The 18,209-nt window shown below is 65.1% G+C and carries 13 protein-coding genes; 9 read left to right on the forward strand and 4 right to left on the reverse strand.

All coding sequences use genetic code 11. From position 1 onward, the window contains the following. Nucleotides 1–1,512, reverse strand: a complete 1,512-nt coding sequence (locus BM244_RS04220; protein ID WP_093397569.1) for an ATPase domain-containing protein — start codon at nucleotides 1,510–1,512, stop codon at nucleotides 1–3. A 111-nt stretch (nucleotides 1,513–1,623) separates the two neighbouring features. Here BM244_RS04220 and BM244_RS04225 point away from each other — a divergent pair, with 111 nt between their 5' ends. From BM244_RS04225 to BM244_RS04235, 3 genes are all read left to right on the forward strand, one after another. Continuing rightward, nucleotides 1,624–2,127: a DNA-deoxyinosine glycosylase gene (locus BM244_RS04225; protein WP_093397570.1), complete on the forward strand. Its 504-nt coding sequence runs from the start codon at nucleotides 1,624–1,626 to the stop codon at nucleotides 2,125–2,127. A 21-nt stretch (nucleotides 2,128–2,148) separates the two neighbouring features. Further along, nucleotides 2,149–2,649 (forward strand): DUF1993 domain-containing protein, encoded by a 501-nt coding sequence (locus BM244_RS04230; RefSeq protein WP_093397571.1) that lies wholly within the window; start codon nucleotides 2,149–2,151, stop codon nucleotides 2,647–2,649. Between the two features lie 85 nt (nucleotides 2,650–2,734). Next, nucleotides 2,735–3,337: a DedA family protein gene (locus tag BM244_RS04235; RefSeq protein WP_093398107.1), complete on the forward strand. Its 603-nt coding sequence runs from the start codon at nucleotides 2,735–2,737 to the stop codon at nucleotides 3,335–3,337. A gap of 2 nt (nucleotides 3,338–3,339) precedes the next feature. Here BM244_RS04235 and BM244_RS04240 read toward each other — a convergent pair whose 3' ends face one another. Beyond that, on the reverse strand, nucleotides 3,340–5,019 hold the full coding sequence (locus tag BM244_RS04240) for an alkaline phosphatase D family protein (RefSeq protein WP_093397573.1): 1,680 nt from the start codon (nucleotides 5,017–5,019) through the stop codon (nucleotides 3,340–3,342). A gap of 166 nt (nucleotides 5,020–5,185) precedes the next feature. On the opposite strand from BM244_RS04240, the gene BM244_RS04245 reads away from it, so the two are divergent. Together BM244_RS04245 and BM244_RS04250 are read left to right on the forward strand one after the other, a co-directional pair. After that, nucleotides 5,186–7,594 carry a TonB-dependent receptor gene (locus BM244_RS04245; protein WP_093397574.1) on the forward strand — a complete coding sequence of 803 codons (2,409 nt, stop codon included), beginning with the start codon at nucleotides 5,186–5,188 and terminating at the stop codon, nucleotides 7,592–7,594. A gap of 47 nt (nucleotides 7,595–7,641) precedes the next feature. Continuing rightward, complete coding sequence (locus BM244_RS04250; RefSeq protein WP_093397576.1) at nucleotides 7,642–10,113, forward strand: PhoX family protein; 2,472 nt, start codon at nucleotides 7,642–7,644, stop codon at nucleotides 10,111–10,113. A gap of 344 nt (nucleotides 10,114–10,457) precedes the next feature. On the opposite strand, the gene BM244_RS04255 is transcribed toward BM244_RS04250, so the two are convergent. Further along, on the reverse strand, nucleotides 10,458–10,847 hold the full coding sequence (locus BM244_RS04255) for a MerR family transcriptional regulator (RefSeq protein WP_093397577.1): 390 nt from the start codon (nucleotides 10,845–10,847) through the stop codon (nucleotides 10,458–10,460). Continuing rightward, complete coding sequence (locus BM244_RS04260) at nucleotides 10,844–12,529, reverse strand: long-chain-fatty-acid--CoA ligase (RefSeq protein WP_254784258.1); 1,686 nt, start codon at nucleotides 12,527–12,529, stop codon at nucleotides 10,844–10,846. The genes BM244_RS04255 and BM244_RS04260 overlap by 4 nt, the downstream gene beginning before the upstream one ends. A 131-nt stretch (nucleotides 12,530–12,660) precedes the next feature. On the opposite strand from BM244_RS04260, the gene BM244_RS04265 reads away from it, so the two are divergent. The 4 genes from BM244_RS04265 to BM244_RS04280 all read left to right on the forward strand — a co-directional run bounded on the left by BM244_RS04265 (nucleotide 12,661) and on the right by BM244_RS04280 (nucleotide 18,171). Then, nucleotides 12,661–13,797 carry a thiolase family protein gene (locus BM244_RS04265; protein WP_093397579.1) on the forward strand — a complete coding sequence of 379 codons (1,137 nt, stop codon included), beginning with the start codon at nucleotides 12,661–12,663 and terminating at the stop codon, nucleotides 13,795–13,797. Beyond that, nucleotides 13,797–16,115: a 3-hydroxyacyl-CoA dehydrogenase/enoyl-CoA hydratase family protein gene (locus tag BM244_RS04270; RefSeq protein ID WP_093397580.1), complete on the forward strand. Its 2,319-nt coding sequence runs from the start codon at nucleotides 13,797–13,799 to the stop codon at nucleotides 16,113–16,115. Before BM244_RS04265 ends, BM244_RS04270 begins: the two co-directional genes overlap by 1 nt. A 290-nt stretch (nucleotides 16,116–16,405) precedes the next feature. After that, on the forward strand, nucleotides 16,406–16,816 hold the full coding sequence (locus tag BM244_RS04275; protein WP_093397582.1) for a DUF2147 domain-containing protein: 411 nt from the start codon (nucleotides 16,406–16,408) through the stop codon (nucleotides 16,814–16,816). A gap of 50 nt (nucleotides 16,817–16,866) precedes the next feature. Further along, on the forward strand, nucleotides 16,867–18,171 hold the full coding sequence (locus BM244_RS04280; RefSeq protein WP_093397583.1) for an OmpP1/FadL family transporter: 1,305 nt from the start codon (nucleotides 16,867–16,869) through the stop codon (nucleotides 18,169–18,171). Nucleotides 18,172–18,209 lie beyond the last annotated feature (38 nt).

The raw sequence follows: 18,209 nt of genomic DNA on the forward strand, positions 1-18,209 counted from the left end.
TCAGTCGCGCGAGTCCCGCATCCCCATCCGACTGGCCATCAACGTCTTTCCTTCGCCCGAGAATGTCGGAACACCGGTCAGCACGCCCTGAAATTCGCGAAGGGGCTCGCCGACCAACAATCCGTTGCTACCGATCTGAAACTCTCGGATCGTGCGTTCGTGCCGTGCGGTACGCGTCTTGATGACCGAAATCGCCTGCCGAACCTCGCCATGTGCCTCGAAATAGCGGAGCTGGACGATGGTGTCGGACAGGTAGCTGAGGTCGACATCCGACCTGACATCGCCGGTAATGCCGTGCAAACCGAGGATCAGGAGGCTGACGATCCCCTTCTGGCCGAGATACGTTAGCATCTCGTGCATCTGTAGGATCAGGAACTGCTCGTTGGGCATCGCCTGAAGGTACGCATTGAGGCTGTCGATCACGACGATCTTCGCGCCGTGCTGTTCGACTGCTGCACGCACGGCGCCGGAGAACTCGCCAGGCGACATCTCGGCCGGATCGATCGCCCGCAACTCAAGCTGGCCGTTCTCGACGAACGGCATCAAGTCCATGCCCAGCGACGCACTACGCTTCAGCAAGGTCGGCAATCGTTCATCGAACAAGAAATACGCGGCCCGCTCGCCGCGCTTCAACGCCGCGATCATCGACTGGACCGACGCAGTCGTCTTGCCGACGCCCGCTGGGCCCGTCAGCAACGTCGCGGTGCCGGGGATCAGTCCGCCACCCAACAGCGTGTCGAGTTCGACGGACCCGGTCGATACGGCATCGTCCGAATATTTCATGACGTGTTCGGATGCGATCAGACGCGGATACACGCACAGCCCGCCGCGTTCGATCTCGAAATCGTGATAGCCACCACGGTACCGTACGCCGCGCATCTTGACGACGTGCATGCGGCGGCGTTGGGCGCCGAACCCCGACAAGGTCTGTTCGAGCGAGATCACGCCATGCGCGATACTGTGCAACTGGAGGTCGCTGCCCGAGCCGCTCTTGTCGTCGAGGAACAGGACGGTGCAGGCGCGCGTCGAGAAGAAGTGCTTGAGCGCGAGGATCTGGCGCCGATAGCGGATCGGGCTCTGCGCGAGCAGCCGCAGTTCGGACAGGCTGTCGATCACCACGCGCTTCGGGCGAAGCTCGTCGACCTTTGCCATGACGTCTCGTATCGTCTCGCCCAGTTCCACCTCGCTGGGGTGCAACAGGGTCTGTTCGTGATCCTCGCCAAGGCCGTCGGCCGGCACCATCTCGAACAGCGACAAGGAGTCCAGCGACCAGCCGTGCGTCTGCGCCACCGCACGCAGCTCGACCTCGGTCTCGGCCAGGGTGATATAAAGCCCGGCCTCGCCGACCGATGCGCCGGTCAGCAGGAAGCCGAGTCCCAGGGTGGTCTTGCCGGTGCCTGGCGTGCCCTCGACGAGGTACATCCGGTCCGGCGTAAGCCCTCCATTCAGAATGTCGTCGAGCCCGTCGATACCGGTCCGTGCGAGCGGCGGTAGGTGTCCGTTCAGTGCCAAGTGGCAGTCCTTCCTGTGATCGTACCGCGCGTGGTGCGACCATGTATGCTGGTCCTAGGTTATAACCGGCGTATCGCATAGTCTTGCGGTCGTGCCACTCCGGGGAACTTAATGTCGCTCAAGCACTCGTTTCCGCCGATTTTCGATCCCGATGCGCGTATCCTGGTTCTGGGCAGCCTGCCGGGCGATCGATCCCTCGCCGCGCAGCGATATTACGCGCATCCGCAGAACCAGTTCTGGCAGCTGATGACGCCGGTCGTCGGACGCGATCTCGTCGCGCTCGACTATGGCGATCGGCTCACCGCGTTGCGTACGAGCAAGGTGGCGTTGTGGGACGTGATAGGATCGGCGCGGCGGGCGGGGAGTAGCGATTCGGCAATCGTCGAGGTCGAAGGCAACGATATCGTCACATTCATCACGCGACTAAGTAAGCTTCGCGCGGTCGCCTTCAACGGCGGTACCGCGCTCAAGCAAGGCATGAAGCTGCTCGGACCGAACTTCGCGGGGCCGACCGTCGTCGCGCTTCCCTCCAGCAGCCCGCTGCACACGATCGGTCTCGCCGCAAAGCAGCCCGCCTGGAACCAGCTTGCGGCGTTCCTCCTCGACCAGCCTTGATTGCGCGCCTACGCCAGCCGCATGACCAAACTCCATGACCTCACCGTCCCTGCATTCCGCCGGGGTTTCGCCAGCCTTTCGGCGATCCTCAGGACGGGAGAGGCGTATGCGCAGGAAAACGGCATCGCCGAGGCGGACCTGCTCGGCACGCGACTGATCGCCGACATGGCGCCGCTGACCGCGCAGGTCCAGCGTGCGAGCGATACGGCCAAGGGCGCGATGGTCCGTATCGGCGGCGTACCGACGGTCGCGATGGTCGACGACGAGACGAGTTTCACCGCCCTGCAGCAGCGGATTGCGGCAACGGTCGCGTTCCTGGATGGTGTCCCGCGCGATGCAATCGACGGCAAGGAGGATACGCCCGTCACGGTCATCACGCCGAGCCAAACATTCGACTTCACGGGACGAAGCTATGTGCTCGGGTTCGTGCTGCCCAACTTCTACTTTCACGTGACGACCGCCTACGCGCTGTTGCGGATGCGCGGCGTACCGATCGGCAAAATGGATTACCTCGGTCGGTAGACGCGTTCGACTGCCCGATAAACACCTGTAGCGACGCGAATAGATGGTGCTGGCGGAGAACGCCGTGCTGCGGCAAGGGCGAGCGATGTCGATCGAAACGCTTATCGCACAATACGGCCTCGCGGCGATATTCCTGGGTGCGGGGCTCGAAGGCGAAACCGCGGTCGTGACCGGCGGCGTGCTGGCGCACCAGCACCTGCTGCCGCTGTGGGGAAGCGCCGCGGCGGCAGTCGCCGGGTCGTTTGCGGCAGACCAGCTCTTCTTCCTTGCCGGGCGCCGTTACCGCGACACTGCGCGCGTTCGGAAGATCGCCGCAAAGCCTGCGTTTGCCAAGGCACTCGACACATTGGAGCGCCACCCGACAATCTTCATCCTCGGCTTCCGGTTCCTCTACGGCCTACGCACGATCAGCCCGATCGCGATCGGCACGTCGCACGTCCCCGCGCGCACGTTCATGACGCTCAACGCGATCTCCGCGGCGGTGTGGGGCGTGATGTTCACCGGCATCGGTTACCTGTTCGGCGACACGCTGCTCGACGCGGTCCACAGCATCATGCCGAAGCACAAGCTGGCCGGAGTCGCGATTCTCGCAGTCGTCGTCGCGGTGGTGATGACCGCGATCCGCCATTGGCGCGGACGTCGATCGAATGCTGCAGGAGCCCAAGCCTCCGAACGCCCCCCCGTTTAATATTAGGCGATCTTTTCCAACGGCTGATCGGGGCGATCGGCGTGCGTACGGAAACGGGCCGCGGTCGCTTGGGTATATGGTTTGGTCATCACGGTCGACACCGTGATGGAATCCGCCGTGGCGTGTTCCGGCGTGAGCGTCAGCAGCGTAAACCCCTTGCCGTCCTGATCGCAGAAGCGGACCTCGCCCTTGTTGGCGTCCGCTATGAGTGCGCCGATGCCGGGGAGCAGCGACCCGTAAGACGGGCTTGTGATCGCGGTGCAGCCGAACTCCGCGGCGACCAGTCTACCCGACGCATCGTGCAGATCGTTCGCCCACGCCGCATGGCTGTCGCCGGAGAGCACGATCGGCCGCGACTTGGCGCGCCGGAATGCCGCGTAAAGACGTTCGCGGGCAGGCGGATAGCCGTCCCAGCTGTCGAATCCGAACGGAAGCCCTGCCCGGTACGAGGCGATCCCCGCGGCGATCCGCTCGCGCCACATCGCCGGCAGCTTTGCCATGCGCGCGGCGTACGCGACCGGCCCGAGCTGGCGTTCCAAGTCGGGCCCGGCGACCTTCGCCATGACCACCTGGTTGCCGAGCACCTGCCACGGCTTGTTTGCGGCAACCGACGTCGCCATCGTGTTCTCGACCCAGGCGAGCTGCGCCGGCCCAAGCAGTTCGCGGTCGGGCCGTGCTCGTTCGGCCAGCATCGATGCGTATTCGTCAGGCAGGATATCCTCGCCCTTCGACACCACCTGATGACTGCGCGCGAGCAGACGTGTTTCGACCATCACCAACGTCGCGAGGTCGCCGAAATCGAAGCTGCGGTTGATCGCCGCCCAAGGTTGGCCGGGCTTGGGATCGCGAATCGGCATCCATTCGAAATACGCCTGCATCGCCGCCGCCTTGCGCGCGTCCCAATCGCCCTCGGTCTTCGGGTCGTGGTTTTCGGCGCCGTGCATCCAGTCGTCGTTGGCGACCTCGTGATCGTCCCAGACGCAGATGAACGCGGCGCGGGCGTGGGCTGCCTGCATGTCGACGTCGCGCTTCACCTGCGCGTGGCGCATCCGGTAGTCGGCGAGACTGACAATCTCGTGACGCGGTTCGACCAGGCGGCCGATCTTCTTGCCGATGTCCGCGCCGTACCCATCGACGCCGTACTCGTAGATATAGTCGCCGAGGTGCAGCACCGTATCGACCCGGTCGAGCTTGGCGATCGCGTCATACGCATTGAACAGGCCGCCCGCATAGAGCTGGCACGACACTACGGCCATGACGACATCGGCGACCTTGCCCTTTGGCAACGTGCGGAACCGGCCGACCGGCGAGCGTGTGCCGTCTGCAGCGTCGAACCAGTAGTGGTATTCGCGGCCTGGCTGAAGTCCGGTCGCCTCGATCTTGGCGGTGAAGTCGCGCGCCGCGCGGGCCTTGACGCTGCCGGAGCGGATCGGCTTACCGCCTTCGGTCTGGGCAACGTGCCAGGTCAGAGCGATGTCCGTCGCATGCGCGGTCTCGATCGGTGACGCGCGGGTCCAGAGGATCGCGCCGTCAACCGAAGGATCGCCGCTCGCGACGCCGTGATCGAAGCGGGTTTTGGCCGCGCTTGCCGCCTGCACTGCCACGGCCGGCAACGCGAGCGTTGCGCCGGAGCCCGCGAGCTTCAGGACGTTCTTCATGGCATCGCGGCGGTTGATCGTCATCGTCGGACTTTCGTAACAAGTGTCGTTGGCCTGCTAGTCGCGATCGAAGACAGTGCGGCGGCAACGATGTGACAGCGTCGTTACTAAATAGTCATTTTCCTTTCATGAAGACGCCTTCGAAACGTCATCCCCCTCGCCTAGTGCGTCGGCAACAAGGGGGACATTAATGATACCAATCTTCACGCGTCTGGCGTTGGCGGCGCTCGCCACCACCTGCTCGACCGCGGCACTGGCACAGGCGTCGGCGCAACAATCGGACACACAGGCAGACGGCGACAGCAGCCAGGACGATCTCAGCGCAGACGAGATCGTGGTCACCGCGCAGAAGCGCGAGCAGCGGATTGCCGACGTTCCCGTCACCGTCACGGCGCTTACCGGCGCCCGCATGGCGGCGATCGGCGTATCGGAACTCGATGAGGTCGCCGCCTTCATCCCGGGCCTCCAGGTTCAGGAGCAAAGCGCGAACAACCCCGGTTTCGTGATCCGCGGCATTACCTCGGACAACGGCTCTTCGCAGCAGGGCGCGCGTGTGACGCTCTACTACAACGGCATCGACATCAGTCGGTCGCGCGGCGCGTGGCAGGATCTGTACGACCTCGAGCGGATCGAGGTCGTGAAGGGTCCGCAGGCGACGTTGTTCGGCACCGCCGCCGCCGTCGGCGCGATCAGCCTGATCTCGAACAAGCCGCAGCCGGGATACTCTGGCGGGATCGACGCGTCGTACGGCAATTTCGACCGGACGCAGGTGTCGGGTTTCCTCAACGCCGGTAACGACATACTCTCGGGCCGCATCGCCTTCGCGTACAAATATCGCAAGGGGTATGTCCGCAACATCGCCGGCGACGCCAACGTGCCGAACCAGAATCAGGGGGGGGTGGATCAGGATGACTTGAATGGGCAGGATCAGCGGGGGGTTCGTGGCTCGCTGCGCTATCGGCCTAGCGACAGCATTACGGCCGATCTCGTGCTCACCTATGATGGGCAGCGCAATCCGGGGACCGCGTTCAAGAGCCGCGCGTTCGCGCCGACCGGCGGGCAGACCGGCGATTATGGTTATGCGGAACTGTCGGGTTCGCCGAACAGCGAGAGCGTGCTGGGCGCGCGCAAGCTTGGCCTGACCCGCAACGTCTACGACGCCAACCTGACGATCACCGCGGACCTCTCGCCGGGCGTCACCTTCACCACGGTCAACGGCTATCGCCGGTTCGACGCATTGGAGATCTTCGACGCGGACGGCGGCCCGGCCGCGTATCTCGAGTTCGCCGAGGATGCCAAGGGCGACCAGTGGAGCCACGAAAGCCGTTTCGCCTTCGAGGGCCCGAAATACCGCGCCTCGGTCGGCTGGAACGCATTCTTCGAGAACGGCTACCAGCGCGTGCCCTTCGCGACCGAGGAAGGCACGTATCTCGCCTGCTCGGTATCCTCTTCGTTCGCTGGAATCCGGTCCGCGCTGAACGCGGCGGGCATCCCGACCGGAACGGGTTGCGTCGCGGCCAACGGCACGGTGCCCGCGACCCGGGCGACCGCGGCCTTGACCGGCGGCCGCGCGACCTCAATCCCGTATTCGTCGGAATTCACCAATTACGGCAATAACGACGCCTATTCGGTGTTCGCCGACGCGACCTACATCCCGGTGCCACAGCTGGAGCTGACGGCTGGCGCCCGCATCCTGATCGAAGACCGCCAGTCGGGATATTCGTCGATCCAGCCGAACTCGGTCATCCTGGCCGCGCTCGGCGTGAAGACGAGCCTGCTCGGAACGGCCAACACCAACGGCGTCAAGTTCGTCGCGGAAAAGAGCTTCACGGCGATCCTGCCGCGCTTCAACGCGCTGCTGAGGCTGACCGACGACGTCAACGTCTACGCGACGGTCAGCAAGGGCCGCCGCTCGCCGGTCGTCCAACTGTCGGCGCAGAACACGACCTTCGGGGTCGGGCCGAACCTGTCGATCGTCGATCCGGAGAACGTCTGGAACTACGAAGGCGGGATCAAGGGGCGGGCCGGACCATTCAGTGGTGCGGCATCCGTTTTCTACCAGACGTATGACAGTTTCCAGGTCACTACGCAGACGGTCCCGGCCGTCACGCTGAGCGCCGGGTCCGCCAAGAACGTTGGCGTCGAGCTGGAAGGCAACCTCAAACTCGGTCGCATTCTGTCGCTGTTCGGTACGTTTGCCTACATCGACAGCAAGATCAGCGATACCGAAGCGAACGGCAATTATGGCGGCAGTCGCTTCCGTCTCCAGCCCAAGTTCACCGCATCGGCGGGCGCATTCCTGCGCGTGCCGGTGGGTGCCGCGACCCTCTACGCAACGCCGACGGTCACGTACAAATCGAAGGTCTTCTTCGAGATCCCGAACAGCGAGGCGATCAGCCAGCGCGGCTTCACGCTGGTCAACCTGCGTGCTGGCCTGGAGTTCGCGCGCGGCAAGTACAGCGTCGGTGGCTTCGTCCGGAACGCGACCAACAAGCGCTACCTGATCGATGCGGGCAACACCGGCGGCAGCTTCGGCGTCCCGACCTACATCGCCGGCGAGCCGCGCTTCTACGGCGTCGAGCTGGGCGCAAAATTCTGACTTCGACACCGAGCAACGTGAAAACAACCATCCCGGGGGGACCAAGCATGACGTTCGAGACCATCTATACCGACGGCGATATCGACGCCAACCCGACCACCAACCCGCATCTGAACGATCTGATCGACGTGCGCTATTCGCGACGCCAGACGTTGATGGGCGGCATGTCGGCAACCGCCGCAGCAGTGTTCGGCGGCATGCTGCTGACCGGGTGTGACGACGACAATGACGGGGGTTCGGACCCCGTGACGGCGACTGCAACCGCCGGTGGCAGTTCGACCGCTGGTCGCGTCGCGACGCTGACCGGTGCGGCAATCGGCCAGGTCGACAGCGTGAACTGGACGCAGACCGCGGGGCCGACGGTCACGCTGGCCGGCGCAGCGACGACGGTCGCTACGTTCGTCGTACCCGGCGCCGCGGCCGGCACCGTCCTGACGTTCCTGTTCACCGCCGTGTCGGCAAGCGGGTCGGTCACGGCGACCACCAGCGTGACGGTGGGCGCGGCGTCGCTCGGGTTCACGGCAGTTGCGAAGAGCCTCGCGGATGTCGTTGCAGTTCCAGCAGGGTATGCGGTCACCGTATTGTACCGGCTGGGTGATCCGATCGGCAGCGGCGTCGGAGCCTATGCCAATGACGGAACGGACGCGACCTTCTCGAAGCGCGCGGGCGATCATCACGACGGCATGAGCTATTTCGGGATGTCGGCGACCGGGACGCCGGACGCCAACGGCAACACGCGCGGCCTGCTCGTCCTGAACCATGAGAACATCACGCAGGCCTATCTGCATCCGAACGGTGCGACCACGACCGGTGGCGTCCGTCCCGAAGCCGAAGCCCTGAAGGAGATGGAGTGTCACGGCGTGTCGGTGATCGAGATCAACCGCGCCACCGCCTGGAGCTACGCGACCGCATCGTCGTTCAACCGCCGGATCACGCCACTGACCCCGATGAGCTTTTCGGGGCCGGTCCGTGGTGCCGACAGCCTCAAGACGCGCTATTCGCCCGACGCTACGACTGGGCGCGGCACGATCAACAATTGTGCCAATGGCACAATGCCTTGGCATACGTACCTGACGAACGAAGAGAACTGGGCCGGGTATTTCAAGCGCGAAGTGGGTGACGCAACGCGTCGCGCGGCAAGCGGCCCAGCCGGCGTGAAGGCCAACACCTCGCTCACGCGCTATGGCAAGTCCGAGAGCAACACCGGCGGCAATTACGGGTGGTCGACGGTGACGCCCGCGGACACGACCAGCACGCTCTACTCGCGCTGGAACATCACCGCCCAGGCCAGCGCGCCTGCCGACGGTACGGGCGATTTCCGCAATGAAATCTTCCAGTATGGCTGGGTGGTCGAGATCGATCCGTTCGATGCAACCTCGACGCCGCGCAAGCGGACCGCGCTGGGTCGCATGAACCATGAAGGGTGCCAGATCGGCCGCACGATCGCAGGCGTGAAGCCGGCGTTCTACATGGGCGATGATGCGCAGAACGAGTATATCTACAAGTTCGTGTCGGCGACGCCGTGGTCGGCTGCGGATGCGACGGCTGCAAACCGCCTGGCGATCGGCGACAAGTATCTCGATGCTGGAACGCTTTACGTTGCGAAATTCGCAGCGGACGGTAGCGGGCAATGGCTGCCGCTGGTGTTTGGTCAGGGGCCCCTCACCTCCGCCAACGCAGCGTATCCGTTTTCGAGCCAGGTCGACGTGTTGATCAACACGCGGTTGGCCGCGGATGCGCTCGGCGCGACGCGGATGGATCGGCCGGAGTGGACTGCGGTCAATCCCGCGACGGGCGAGATGTACTGCACGCTGACCAACAATTCGTCGCGCACCGTGGCAACGGCGGATGCGCCGAACCCGCGTGCCTATGTCGATCCGAAGACCACCGGTGGCCAGACTACGGGTAACGCCAACGGGCATATCATTCGCCTGCGCGAGACCGGCGACACGTCCGAGGCGCTGGCCTTCGCATGGGACATCTATGCGTTCGGTGCGGGCAGCGATCTGGATGCGACCAACATCAACCTGTCGGGGCTCGACGCGACCAACGACTTCTCGTCGCCCGATGGCCTCTGGTTCGGCCTGCCGAGCAACGCTTCGGGGACGATCGCGCCGGTGATGTGGATCGAGACCGACGATGGCGCGTATACCGACGTCACCAACTGCATGCTGCTCGCGTCTGTACCGGGGATCGTCAACGATGGCGGTACGCGGACGGTGACGAACACGATCGGTACGGCGACCGGTTCGGTGACGACACGGGTCGGCAAGGCACCGGGGGCGGCACTGCGTCGCTTCCTGGTCGGGCCGAAGGAATGCGAGATCACGGGCATTCACTCGACGCCGGACGGGCGGTCCCTGTTCGTGAACATCCAGCATCCGGGTGAGAATGGCGGGCCGACGAACATCACGAGCAGCTGGCCGGCTAATCAGGCGGGCGCGGTGGCGACGCCTTCGCGGCCGCGGTCGGCGACGATCGTGATTACGAAGACCGATGGCGGCGTGGTGGGGCTTTAAGCTTCGCAGCGGACACCGTTCGAAATCCTCCCCCGCAAGGGGGAGGTGGCACCGGAGGTGACGGAGGGGGAGGATACGGGGCAGCGATTTCGCTTTCCTCCCCCTCCGTCTGGCAAGAGCCAGCCACCTCCCCCTGGCGGGGGAGGATTTTACGGTTCCTCGATTTATATTGTGCACCACCCCGGCGGAGGCCGGGGCCCAACTGGGGGACGTCGCTTATCAGCGCTGCGCGTCGTTACCTCGGCTTTCCCAATTGGGCCCCGGCCTTCGCCGGGGTGGTGCATTCTCGTCAAATGGTATCGTTGTCATGGGCTTGGCACTCGTCTCTAACGAGCAATCACAGATCAGTCGCCCGCGGGGATGCGTGCGAGGGCTTCCTGCTCGATCTTCTCAAGCTCATCGCGGGTCTGGACGATCGCCTCGCGCTGGGCATCCAGCAGGTCGATCCGCTGGCGGCAGCGTTCGGCCAGCGCGCGCATCTGCTCCACATGCTGCGGATCGGCGTCGTAGAGGTCGAGGAACTCCTCGATGTCGCGCAGCGTGAAACCGAGACGTTTACCGCGCAGGATCAGCTGCATCCGGGCGACTTCCCGCCGCGTGTAGACCCGCGTGGTGCCGATCCGGCAGGGCTCGATCAGCCCCTTGTCCTCGTAGAACCGCAACGTCCGCGCGCTCACACCGAGCATGCGCGATACCTCCTGTATGCCGGTAAGATCGTCCTGTCGGTCGTTCACGCGTCTACTCCCCTCGCCTCCGACGCTGCTGCCTTTGCGGCTTCTTCAGCGACAAGTTCCTTTTTGGATAGCTTGCCGATCAGCGTCTTGGGCAGACTGTTGCGAATTTCCACCTCGCGGGGAAGCTCGATCTTGCTGATCTTGTCGCGGAGAAAATCGCGTAGTTCGAGCGGGGTAGCAGCCGCACCTTCGGCCAGCACGACGAACGCCTTGGGCGCCTGACCGCGGTATTTGTCGGGCACGCCGATCACCACGGCTTCGAGCACCGCGGGGTGTTCGTACAACGCTTCCTCGATCACGCGCGGATAGACGTTGTAGCCGCCCGCCAGGATCAAATCCTTGATCCGGTCGACGATGAACAGATAGCCGTCCGCGTCGAGGTGCCCCACATCGCCGGTGCGTAGCGCGCCGTCCGCGAACAGCTCGGCGGTGGCGGCGGGCTTGTGCCAATAGCCTTGCGTGACCTGGGGGCCCCGCGCGCAGATTTCGCCATTCTCACCCGCGGGCAGCAGCCGGGTCGGGTCCTCGCGGTCGCGGATTTCGATCGTCGTGCCGGGAAAGGGCAAGCCCGCCGAGCCCGGCTTGTTGATGCCGTCGATCGGATTGCAGGTGATGATCGGCGAGGCTTCGGACAGGCCGTAACCCTCGACGAGCTTGGCGCCGGTCGCCGCTTCGAACGCGGTGCGAACCTCTGCGGGAAGCGGTGCGCCGCCCGAGATGCACGCATGGATCGAGGACAGGTCGATCGCCTGCGTCTCGGCCGCCGTCGTGATCGCGGCGTAGATCGTCGGGACCGCAGGGAAATAGCTCGGCTTGGTCCGCGCAATCGTCTTGAGCAACGCCCCGAGTTCGAAGCGCGGCATCAGGATCATCTCCGCGCCGGTGCGGATCGAGTAGGTCAGCACGGTGGTCAGCGCGAAGACGTGGAACAGCGGCAGCGCGCCGAGCACGCGATCTTGGTGGGGCTGCTCGCCGCCGACGAACACGACCATCGCATCGGCGTTCGCGACGAGGTTCGCGTGGCTGAGCATCGCTGCCTTGGGCTCGCCGGTCGTGCCGCCGGTATATTGCAGAACCGCGACCTCATCCGGGGAGACCGCGACGGGAGCCGGCGCGCCCTTCGCCTTCAATAGTGTGTCGAACGTCGAATGGCGCGCATCGCTCGGCGCATGGCCGATCTCGGCGCGCTTGAAGATGCGATAGGCGATCGACTTCAACGTCGGCAGCGCGCCGGCGATCGGGCAGGTGATGACGTTCTTCACGCCCATCTGCCCCGCGACCTTGAGGACGCGCGCGTGGATTTCGGCGATGTCGCAGGTGGCGATGATCGTCGCGCCCGAATCCTCGAGCAGATGCGCCAGCTCGCGCTCGACATAGAGCGGGTTGACGTTGACGACGATGCCGCCCGCCTTGAGAATCGCGAAGAACAGGATCGGGTAATAGGGCGTGTTCGGCAGGCACAGCGCGACGCGCGTGCCCTTCACGACGCCCTTGTCCTGGAGCCCGCGAGCGGCGCGGTCGACCGACTCGCCGAGGTCGGCATAGGTCAGCGTCCGGCCCAGAAAATCGAGCACGTTGCGCGACCCGAACCGGCGCACCGACAGGTCGAGCATGTCGCCCAGCAGACGCGGCTCGCCCAGCAATGGCGCGCCGACGGCGTTACCTACGGAAGTCTCCTGCATCTCGCTCTCCAAACCCGGTGCGCATAAACCCATATTGTCGGGCGCTTCACCTTGACGTAAAGGTGAGGTATCGCACCTTAAGGGTAACCCGCAAGCGTTAACCGGGTCGACCGCAATATGAGAGGATCATCGTGACCAACGTCGTCATCGCCGGGTACGCCCGTTCGCCGTTCCACCTCGCCGGCAAGGGCGAGCTCGCCCGCGTCCGTCCGGACGACCTCGCTGCGCAGACGATTCGCGGGTTGCTCGACAAGACCGGTGTCGATCCCGCCGAGATTGAGGACATCATCCTCGGTTGCGCGTTCCCCGAGGGCGAGCAGGGCCTCAACGTCGCCAAGCTGATCGCGCAGATCGCCGACCTGCCGATCTCGGTCGGCGGCATGACCGTCAACCGGTTCTGCGGCTCGTCGATGAGCGCGATCCATATCGCTTACGGCCAGATCGCGGTCGGCGCGGGCGAGGCGTTCATCTGCGCGGGCCTCGAATCGATGAGCCGGGTGCCGATGGGCGGCTACAACCCCCTCCCCAACCCAGAGCTCGCGAAGAAGAGCGCCGGCGCGTACATGGGCATGGGCGAGACCGCCGAGAACGTCGCGCGGCAGTACCAGATCACGCGCGCCGAACAGGATGCGTTCGCGGTGAAGAGCCAGGACAAGGCTGCCGACGCGCGCGCCGATGGCCGCTTGTCCGACGAGATCGTGACGATCCAGACCAAGGCGGGTCCGGTCAGCCAGGACGGCACGATCCGCGCCGGCACGACGACCGAAGCGCTCGCTGGCCTGAAGCCCGCGTTCAGCGCGGATGGCTCGGTGACCGCCGGCACGTCGTCGCCGCTGACAGATGGCGCGTCGGCGGTGCTGGTCACCTCGGAAGAGTTCGCCAAGAAGCACGGGCTGACGATCCTCGCGCGGATCAAGTCGATCGGCGTGTCGGGCTGCGCGCCCGAGACGATGGGGCTTGGCCCGATCGGTGCGTCGAAGAAGGCGCTGGAGCGCGCCGGGATCACCGTCGCCGACCTCGACGTGGTCGAGATCAACGAGGCGTTCGCGAGCCAAGCGATCGCCTGCATCCGCGACCTCGGGCTGAAGGACGAGACGATCAACCTCGATGGCGGCGCGATCGCGATCGGTCATCCGCTCGGTGCGACCGGCGCGCGGATCGTCGGCAAGGCGGCATCGCTTTTGGCGCGCGAAGGTGGCCGTTATGCGCTCGCTACCCAGTGCATTGGCGGCGGTCAGGGCATCGCTACGGTGCTGGAGCGCGCATGATGGTCGACGCTGTGAAGAAGGTCTGCGTCATCGGCGCAGGCGTGATGGGCGCAGGTATTGCTGCGCAGGTCGCGAACGCTGGGATCCCGGTGCTGCTGCTCGACATCGTTCCTCGCGAGGGGGACGATCGTGATGCAGTGGCGAAGGGCGCGGTCGCCAAGATGCTCAAGACCGACCCCGCCCCCTTCATGTCGAAGCGTGCGGCCAAGCTGGTCGAGACGGGCAACATCGATGATCATCTCGACCGGGTCGCCGAGTGCGACTGGATCGTCGAGGCGATCGTCGAACGGCTCGACATCAAGCAGGCGCTCTATGCCAAGCTCGAGGCGCTCAAGCGTCCGGGCACCGCGGTGTCGTCGAACACGTCGACGATCCCGCTTGGCAACCTCGTTGAGGGGCGGTCGGACCAGTTCAAGGCCGACTTCCTCATCACGCACTTCTTCAACCCGCCGCGCTACATGCGGCTGGTCGAGATCGTCCGCGGCGAGCACACCGACGTCGCGGTCGCGGAGAAGGTCGAGGATTTCGTCGATCGCTTCATGGGCAAGCGGATCGTGCGGGCGAAGGACACGCCGGGCTTCATCGCCAACCGCATCGGCACCTACTGGCTGGCGATCGCGATCAACGCGGCGATGGACCAGGGGCTGACCGTGGAGGAAGCCGACCAGATCGGTGGCCGTCCGATGGGCGTGCCGAAGACGGGCATCTTCGGGCTCGTCGACCTCGTCGGCGTCGACCTGATGCCGCTGCTGTCGAAGAGCCTGTCGTCCACGCTCCCCGCTGGCGATCCGTATTTCGATACGGTCCGCCCGCTGCCGCTGGTCGACAAGATGATCGCGGAAGGGTTCACCGGCCGCAAGGGCAAGGGCGGCTTCTACCGCTTCGACAAGGCGACGCGGACTAAGTTGTCGCTCGATCTCGCGACCGCCGAGTATCGTGCGGAAGCCAAGCCCGCGGAGTTGCCGGGCAAGACCGGCAAGGACATAGCGGCGCTGATCGCCGAGCCGGGCAAGATCGGCACTTATGCATGGACAATTCTTGGCAGCGTGCTGTCCTACGCAGCGATGCTCGTCGGCGAGGCGGCGGACGATGTCGTCGCGATCGATGACGCGATGAAGCTTGGGTATAATTGGAAATACGGGCCGTTCGAGCTGATCGACCGGATGGGTCCCGGCGTGCTCGCCGCGCGCCTTGCCGAGGAAGGTCGCGACGTTCCTGCGATCCTGACGACCGCGGGCGATCGTCCGTTCTACCGCGTCGAGAACGGCCAGCGCCAGTATCTCACGGCTGGCGGCGAGTATGCCGACGTGCCGCGTGCGGACGGTGTCGAGCTGCTGGAGGACATCAAGCTCCGTTCGCAGCCGATCCTCACGAACCTGTCGGCATCGCTCTGGGATGTCGGCAATGGCGTCGCGGCGCTCGAGTTCCACACCAAAATGAACGCGCTCGACGATCAGGTCGTGGCGCTCATCAACGAGGCTATCCCGGTCGTCCGCGAGCGCTTCAACGCGCTGGTGGTGTATAACGAGGCGTCGAACTTCTCGGCGGGCGCGAACCTGGGCGCGGCGATGTTCGCGGTCGGCGCGGGCTTGTGGGACATGGTCGAGGCCAGCGTCGCGGGCGGGCAACAGGCGTACAAGGCGCTGAAATATGCGCCCTTCCCGGTCGTCAGCGCGCCGGCCGGGCTCGCGCTTGGCGGCGGATGCGAGATCCTGCTCCACTCGGACGCGGTGCAGGCGCATGCGGAGACCTATGCCGGCCTCGTCGAATGCGGCGTCGGGCTCGTTCCCGGCTGGGGCGGCAATGGCGAGATGCTCGACCGCTGGACCAAGTCGCGCACGCTCCCGAACGGGCCTATGCCGGTGCTGACCAAGGTGTTCCAGGCGGTCTCCACCGCTCAGGTCGCCAAGTCGGCGGCGGAGGCGAAGGAGATGATGATCCTGCGCAAGGCCGATGGCATCACGATGAACCGCGACCGGTTGCTGGCGGATGCGAAGGCCAAGGCGTTGTCGATGGTCGAGGGCTATGTTGCGCCGGAGAAGCCGACCTTCCGACTGGCGGGCGCGAGCGGCCGGACGGGGCTGAACATGGCGGTGGCGGACTTCCACAAGAAGGGCATGGCGACCGACTACGACCTCGTCGTCGCGGATCGTCTTGCCGAGGTGCTGACCGGGGGCGAGGCCGATCTGGTCGACACCGTGACCGAGGACCAGTTGCTCGACCTGGAACGCGCGGCGTTCATGGCGAGCGTGAAGGATCCGCGGACGCAGGCTCGGGTGGTCCACATGCTGCAGACCGGCAAGCCCCTTCGGAACTGACCTTCGTCATCCTCGCGCAGGCGGGGCCCCATAAGGGCTGACTTTGCAGCGTGATCGCAACGTTAGCGCTTATGGGTTCCCGCCTCCGCGGGAATGACGGGAAAAGGCATGTGAACACTTTTTCACCAGCCGGAATCAGTAAGAAGACTTGACTTGTCTTCGTACAATTCTAGTCGGGATCGGTAACTGCCGTATACGGCAACAGGGTCGCGGTAACGTCGACGGCCTTACGAGAAATTCGACGACCGCACGCATGCGGCGTCACCAACGACACTAGGAGAGGATAGAAGATGTCCCTGTTGATCGCCACCGCCCTGCTCGCCGGCGCGTCTGCAACGCCCGAGACCGTCATCGGCCGCTGGAAGACCGAGACGCACAACGCCATCGTCGAGATCGCCCGTTGCGGCCCGTCGATCTGCGGCAAGATCCTCACCTCCGATGCGCTTCGCGCCAATCCTTCGATGAAGGACGCGAACAATGCGAACACCGCGCTGCGCAATCGCCCGATCCAGGGGATGCAGATGCTTAGCGGGTTCAAGCCCGACACGAACGGCGTGTGGAGCAGCGGCCAGGTCTACAATGCCGAGGACGGCAAGACCTATAGCGGCAAGATCACCCCGGTCGGCGCGAACCAGCTCAAGCTGCGCGGCTGCGTCTTCTTCCCGCTCTGCAAGACGCAAACCTGGATGCGCGTGCGCTGACGCGCTGCTCGATCTTCTTCCATCATCAGTACAGCTTTCAGGACTTTCTCATGATTCTGCGCACCAAAGCCCCGCTGCTCGCCGTCTCCGCCCTTGTTTCGGCGTTCGGATTCGCCAGCACCGCCTATGCCGACGCCTTCTATCTCCAGGCGCAGTCCGCGCGTGGCGCCGGCCGCGCGTTCTCGGGCGAAGGCGCCGATACCGGTCCTGACTCGCTGTGGTGGAACCCGGCCGCGATCGCGGGTATTCGCGACGGCAGCGCGACGCTCAGCGCGTCCGCGATCCTGCCCAAGGGTGACGTGGTCGACACGGGCACGCGGATCTGCCGCCCGGGCCAGGCCTGCACCGGGATCAGCGGTCAGTCGAACTCGCGTGATCCGATCAACAAGGGCGTCGTGCCGTCGGGTGCGATCGCGTATCCGCTGACCGACCGGATCGCGGTCGGCCTCGCGGTGACCTCGCCGTTCAGCTTCACGACCAACTACGACGCCGACAGCTGGGCACGGTACAGCGCCGACAAGACGCGGCTGCGGACGATCGACATCCAGCCGTCGATCGGCGTGGCGGTGACCGACTGGTTGCGCGTCGGCGGTGCATTGAACGTCGAATATACCGACGCGACCTTGAGCAACGCGCTGCCCAACCTGCTCGCCTCGCTGCCTGACGGTCGCCAGGAACTGAGCGGCGACGGTTGGGACTTCGGCTGGACCGCGGGCGTCCAGCTCCACAACGACTTCGCGACGGTCGGCATCAGCTACAAGTCGAGCATCCGGCATAACCTGAAGGGCGATCTCACCGTCAGCGGTCTCGTCGGTCCGCTCGCGTCGTCGAACACCACGGTGTCGGGCGCCAAGGCCGCGTTCAACACGCCGGGCCAGGTGATCGTCGCGGGCCGGTTCCGCGGCACCGACAAGCTGACGCTCAACGCGCAGGTCGTCGCGTACAACTGGAGCAAGTTCGACACGATCGATCTCGGCGCGCCGCTGAACACCGCGATCCCCGAGAACTACATGGATAGCTGGAGCCTCGCGGGTGGCTTCGACTATGCCGTCACGCCGAAGCTCACGGTGCGTGCCGGCCTGCAGCGTACCAAGTCGCCGACGCAGGACGGCTCGCGCGACGCACGCGTGCCCGATGCCGATCGCTGGACCTATGCGGCCGGTGGCTCGTACCAGCTCTCGCGTCACATCGCGCTCGACGCCGCTGCGCAATATGTCGACTTCGAGAACACGACGATCGACCGTGTCACGGCCGCATATGTCGGCACTGCCGCGCAGACCAACATCCTGACCTCGGGTGCGCTGCGCAACGCCTCGGCGGTCGTGCTGTCGCTCGGTGGTCGGGTGAGCTTCTAAGGCCGCCCATAAGATCCTCCCCCTGACGGGGGAGGATC

Origin of the sequence: Sphingomonas sp. OK281, from assembly GCF_900115295.1 — a bacterium.
Taxonomy (GTDB): domain Bacteria; phylum Pseudomonadota; class Alphaproteobacteria; order Sphingomonadales; family Sphingomonadaceae; genus Sphingomonas.